Annotated in this window: 5 protein-coding genes; 3 read left to right on the top strand and 2 right to left on the bottom strand. The window is 64.6% G+C overall.

All coding sequences use genetic code 11. The annotated features are described in order from the left end of the window. A partial coding sequence (locus tag ABD056_RS22365) for a competence protein CoiA family protein (RefSeq protein WP_343870460.1) occupies positions 1-1,422 on the bottom strand: 1,422 nt, incomplete at its 3' end. 626 nt (positions 1,423-2,048) lie between these two features. On the opposite strand from ABD056_RS22365, the gene ABD056_RS22945 reads away from it, so the two are divergent. From ABD056_RS22945 to ABD056_RS22355, 3 genes are all read left to right on the top strand, one after another. Beyond that, positions 2,049-2,291: a helix-turn-helix domain-containing protein gene (locus ABD056_RS22945; RefSeq protein WP_425545075.1), complete on the top strand. Its 243-nt coding sequence runs from the start codon at positions 2,049-2,051 to the stop codon at positions 2,289-2,291. Positions 2,292-2,355: 64 nt separating this feature from the next. Beyond that, complete coding sequence (locus ABD056_RS22360; RefSeq protein WP_343870458.1) at positions 2,356-3,609, top strand: transposase; 1,254 nt, start codon at positions 2,356-2,358, stop codon at positions 3,607-3,609. A 218-nt stretch (positions 3,610-3,827) separates the two neighbouring features. Beyond that, complete coding sequence (locus ABD056_RS22355; RefSeq protein WP_343870456.1) at positions 3,828-4,271, top strand: hypothetical protein; 444 nt, start codon at positions 3,828-3,830, stop codon at positions 4,269-4,271. Between the two features lie 141 nt (positions 4,272-4,412). Here ABD056_RS22355 and ABD056_RS22350 read toward each other — a convergent pair whose 3' ends face one another. Beyond that, complete coding sequence (locus ABD056_RS22350; RefSeq protein WP_343870454.1) at positions 4,413-5,375, bottom strand: tyrosine-type recombinase/integrase; 963 nt, start codon at positions 5,373-5,375, stop codon at positions 4,413-4,415. Positions 5,376-5,701: the final 326 nt, after the last annotated feature.

Below are 5,701 nucleotides of genomic sequence, written 5' to 3'. Positions count from 1 at the left end.
GAAAACCCGCCGCCCCTTCGTCCCGACTTGACGCCCGACACGGTATCTCAGGCGGCCGAGGTGACGGATTATATTGTCAGCGGGCCGCTGCCCGGCGGCAGCCAGGGTGGCCGGGCTGGCGCTCCAATTGCCGTGTCTGGTAGTGAGCCAGAGTCTCACATCAATCTTGATGCCAGCCAGCACGATCAGTTCGCCCAACGCCTTACGAACCTCGCCTATCTGGGCTCTGCCTTCCCGAGCGTGGCCGATAGCCTGCTCAGCGGCGTAGGCGACAGAGTAGTCCGTGCTCCATGAACCCCCATGCTTTTTCACGACGCCGCGTTCGTAAAGCCGCGTCAACGCTGCCTCCACCGCCTCATAGGGCGACAAAAATGCGGGGTCTGTCTGTCGAACGAAGTCGGCTACATCTTTACTGATGAAGCCGTCCAGCCCCTCCTTGAGTTGCCCTGCCTCGCGCAATGTATCCAGAACCGTCACCGTCGTGTAGCGTCTCTTGCACCAGCGAGTTTGGGCAACAAAACGGCCCACCAGCAGAGCCAGCCATCCATTGCCAGACAGGAACGCCGCCTCGCCACCGACATCAAGGTGCAGATGGCGTTCAAGCTGGCCGTCTCTGACGTCACGGTTCCAACTGGCCACCATCTGTACGGCAGCCTCAGCATTGGCCTGCACAGGAGTGGCCCGCCACGCCTTCAGCACTCTAGAGGCCATGGCACGCGCTGCCGCCTCCTGGCGGGCCTGTTTTTCCGCCGCCTTTAGCTCCTGTTCGGCGGCCATTATAGCCTCGACGTCATCTCGTCTCTTATTGTAGAGCCATTCGCGATCGGCCGTGGACAGAATGGCGGCCTCGATTAGGGCCTTCTCTGCATCCCGCGGGACACCCCGTAGGTCGATTTCAATGGCAGAGTCTGCCCGTTTCCGGATCAGCTCACGCTTCTTTTCGTCGCAGAAATGCGTAACGGCTATCTCGATCAACAGTTTCCGTTCGCCGCGTTGGGCAACGATGTCGGGGCGCATCCCCGGGAGCCACTTTTCAAGTGTCACAGAATCCAGTTCAAACACCTGCTGAGGGAATAAGTGGCGCTCCTCGTCGCCGACCACAGCCTTGACCTCTGGCAAGCCAACTTTGCCGGCTTCCGCAATGACCTGCTTGGCCAGCCTATGGATGGCCGTTTCGTAAGCGCGGGTACACGCCTGGTTCGAACGATGAGCAAAGTTGTGCGCTTGTTGGCGGCCTTTGCGAGCGACAAGATCGGCACTACAGGCCGGGCACCTACATTCGCACGCCAAGCCAGACGGCACCTCCGAGATGTGCCGCATGCGACCATCCACTTTGGACTCGGCATAAGGAAGCTGAACCTCGCCCACTTTTGGCCGCTGCTTGACGGGGCATGGTCGGCGCTCGGGCAATTCGTCGCTCATAGTTCCCCTGTGCGGTTGAAGATAGCGGGTTCGACGCCGTCCTCGCGGATACGCCGGTCGATATCATCAATCGTCTCTCAGCATCTCCCGCTCTGGAAAAATTGTCTACGGACGGGAGCGTGGTCCTATGGACGCTTGATACTGGGGTAGTTGCGGTGGTTGCCGAGGAATTCCGCAGACTGCACGACCGCCCGCACCCACCACATACCACCGGGATTCCTGCGGCTTGCCCGAAGGGCGCACATGATGCTGCCGAACCAGGAACGGCGCCGATTCGCGGCATTTGGGTCGAACTATAACTATGTTGCGGACCGACCAGTGGCACACGAAACTTCAATGGGTTATGGAGCGGCCTGCGGCATATTTTGACGAGCGCCACAGGAACGAACACCCAGCGGTAATAGGAACTAGGCGCCTCCCGCCGCCAAAAAAGAAGAAATTGAATGGCGCGCCTCCTCTAAGGCAAATACTATTGCCAAAATGGACAGAAGTGAAACGCACTCTTTCCTCAATTCTGACATCTCCAAAAGTCGCTCCGTCTCTCCTGGGTGCCCGGTGCATACCGGTGTCTATCGCAGGGCGGCATCGGTGCCGCCTTCGATCAAATACCACCAGGAGAACAATCCATGACAGCTAGCAATCGCGACCAGGCAGATCCCACCGGCTCAGCCACCCCGGACTCCGCGCCTCTTCCCAGTCTCGGCCACTCGATCGCCGCCGCGGCAAAGTTGGCCGGGGTTTCCCGTGCCCTGCTCTACAAGCTTTGGGCGGCCGGCGAGGGACCACCGCGCCGCCGCATCGGCCGCCGCGTCGTCGTCCCCCATGCCGGTCTCGTTGCCTGGCTGAATGCGGGAGGGTCCAATGGCTAGGCCGCGGACCCTCGGACCACGCCCGGACCTCACCGCCACCGCCCTGTGAGGCCTGCCCGGGCTGGTGGTGGTCGGCCAGCGTACCGACAGCGGGGAAAATTCCGCTGGCGTGGAGTTGCTATGCGACGCCGTCGACGTCCATCCCGATTGGCCGGTGCGGGCGACCTCCGGGCGCCGCTGGCACGACCTGCCGCATCTCGGGCGGCCGACTTGGCTGCGCCTGCGGCGCTTCCGCCGCGACGGCCCAGGCGGCAGCCGCAGCCACACCCGCCCGCCTCTCCTGATCGGGCCGCCGCTGCTGATGACCACCCGGCTGGCCGAGGCGGCAATCCTGCGCTGCCTCACCACGCCGCTGGCGCGGGTGGCGGGCGAGCTGGGGGTGCCGCCGCGCAAGCTGCGGCTCTTGCTCGCCCGCTTCCTCACGGACTTCGCCGCCGCCTATCGCCCGGCGGCGGCCGATGCGTTGGGCCTTGATGGCGTTCATATTGGCGGCGCCACCTGGACGGTTATTGCTGACATCGAGGGCAATTGCCTGATTGACCTGCTGGACGACCACAACGCCAATAGCCTCGCCGCCGCCTTGGCGAATTTGCAGCGGCGGGATCTGGTCAGGCTGGTGGCGATCGACGCCAGCACGCTGGAACGCGCTGCAGTACGGACGGTGTTTCCCGATCCCCCGCTGGAGGCCGGCCAGCGGGTAATCCTGGCGCTCGATCGTCGCCATGCCACGGCCCTGGTGCTGAAGCCCCTTGCGTTGCTGCGCAAGTCCTTGGGCTTTACCCAGCAGCGCCAACGCGTTGCCACTTCCGGACGCCGGCGGGTTGACACCCTGAAGGCACTCCTGGAGCGGCCGAACCGCGCCTTGGATGACGATCAACGCTCTTGGCTGGCCGCGCAATTTTCCGCCCGGCCGGGCGGCGAGCGACTGCGAGCGGCCTATGAGGCGAAGGAGGCGTTCCTCGCCTTGTGGGACGTTCCCGACCGGCTCCGCGCCGCCCAGACCTTTTCCACTTGGCGGCGTGATCTGGCGGCGGCGGGGCTGGCCGACCTCTACGCCACTGCGGTGACGACGCTGGGTCGTGACTGGCGCGACGAGTTCCTGGCCGCGGTCGCGCGGCCAGGCGCCGGAACCGGCTATGTTGAGGCGCTTAACCGCGAGCTGAAACGGCTGTACGGCGACACCCGTGGCAACGCCAGCTTCCCTTTGCTGCGGGCGCGCATGCTGTTTGCCCATGGCCGGCCAGACACTCAGGCCCTGATCGTTCGGTTGGCGTCGCGCGTGGCGGCGGAACTGGCCGATGACGGGAGTCGGCCATGAGCGCGCTGGATCCACGAGCCTTGGGGGCGTGGAGCCAGACAGAGGCCACCGAGCTGTTCCAGCGCCTAGCCCGGCTGGGGGCGGCGATGGTGCTGATGGCGGGACCGCCGCCAGGGCCTGAGGCTGAGCCGACGCCGCCATCCGCGCCAGACGTACCTCCGCCACGGCCTATCGGCGCGGAAGCTGGGACCTCACCCGCCCCGGCAAACTGGGCGCTGTTGGCTAGCAAGAGCCCGGGTCGGTGGCGGCTGTTTGGCGCCAGCTTCCGCCAATCCGGCCTAGATGTACTGGCGGACGCCGGCATTGAGCTGTCGCGCGAAGGGTTGGCGCAACAACTGGCCGACCGTGCCGGGTTGCCGCACTGGCAGGACGATACCGTCTGGGGCAAGGGTGGCCACGAAGAGCTGAAAACCAAGCTTTCCAGCGAGATGGGGCGGATGGTCAAGACCGGCCAAGCGCGGGCACGCACCGCGGCCACCGGCCGGCGGGGCGAGACCCGGCTGGTGTGGCGGTTGCCACCAGTGCCGCCCGACCCGGGGTTGGAGACGGTGTCGCCGCCCACGGAGGAAGGCACCGGCACCGGCGCGGGACCCGGGGGGATGCGCCCTTCCTGGGTCTTGGGAAGGACCCCGTCTCACGACCGAGAAGTAGGGGAAAAGTAACAGCTTTTCCTACCTCATAAGCGCGCTCCTCCGTCTTCCGACGGAACCCGTCCGCGAGGCTCCCGCCCAGGTGCCGTTGCCCCGGGGGATGAGTGATGCTGACCTCCCTCGGGGCGCGGTGCACCAATCCAACACGCCCGTTCATAGCCCCACCTTGCGATGGACATCGGAGCGGAACAACGAGCCGCGGCGGACGTAGCCGCGGAGTGTCCGCATCGATCGGTGCAGGCTGATCTCCATGATCTGCAGCTCGGTAGCGCCGGCTTCGGCAGCGGCGGTGATCAGGCCGGCCCGCAGCGAATGGCCGGCCACCGCATCCATCCGCCGGGCGATTTCGGCCTTGGTCCATCCTTCCCGCTGTCCGGCCAGTCTGACTGCCCGCTTGACCGCCAATGCCACAGCCTCGCCGCTGATTCCGTCCTCGTAGATGTTGCCGTGGCGGTCGAGGCGGCGAAAGAGCGGACCCTCACCTGTGCTACTCGCCATCAGCCACTTCCGCACCGCTCGGACTGGGCAGAGGTCTGGGTTGGCGGCCAATGGGAGACCTTTCATCTGTGATTTACCCTCCTGATCTTCCTTGGACCGCCGAATTGTTACCGCCAAGCCCTCCGAAGTGAATGTGAGGTCTCGGACCTCGAGTGCGGCGAGTTCTCCGCGGCGAAAGGCGCCGGCCCAGCCGAGCAACAGCAGCGCTCGGTCGCGCAAGCCAAGCAGGGTGTTCGGCTGGGCGGAGACCAGGATGGCGAGGTCATCGCGCGACAGTGCCTCCTTCTGCAATGGGGCAGTGCCAAGGGCGCGGCGGATGCCCTTCAATGTGTCAGCGATGGCCGGGTGACGGCGGTCTAGCGCTTCGACGAATCCGGCCTGGCGGTGCACGATCAAGATTGCGGAGAGGCGACCGTCAAGTGTAGCCGGCTTAAGAGCGGTGGCTCTGTCAGCGAGGAAGCGGCCGACCGTGGCTGCAGTCGCTGGTAAAGCCGACTCCCAATGCTCGGCACACCAGTTGGTGAAGTCGCGCCAGTCGTCGGCGTATGCCTTGTACGTCGCAGGACTGCGGGCTGATCGGGCAAAGTGGCTGGCGGACGAATCTGCAACGCGGCGCATTTCGTGTCTCCCGGCGGCTTGGATCCGAGCGCAGAAGTACTTTACCAGCCGCCAACGGTCGGGCGACACTGTAGACAATGAGTCACGTCTTGCAGATTAGTCCGTCAATCTGATGTCTGGGAGCCGTGCATGTGGCGCTTGCGCGCGCCATGAGACTCATAGTCTGTAGACTTAAAGTCTGCGCGCACGCTTCCTGTGTGTGTGTGGATATTCGATCGAAAGTCGGCCAGAACGTGGCGAGATACCGGCGGCTCAATGCATGGTCGCAGGATTGACCTCCTCCCGCTTTCCTGGACCACTTGAGGTGAGAAAATTCTCGGTTACCG

It is taken from the genome of Caenispirillum bisanense, assembly GCF_039523075.1.
GTDB classification, from domain to species: domain Bacteria; phylum Pseudomonadota; class Alphaproteobacteria; order Rhodospirillales; family Rhodospirillaceae; genus Caenispirillum; species Caenispirillum bisanense.
Note: the sequence above shows the minus strand (reverse complement) of the source record. Positions and strands in the feature narration are given on the sequence as shown.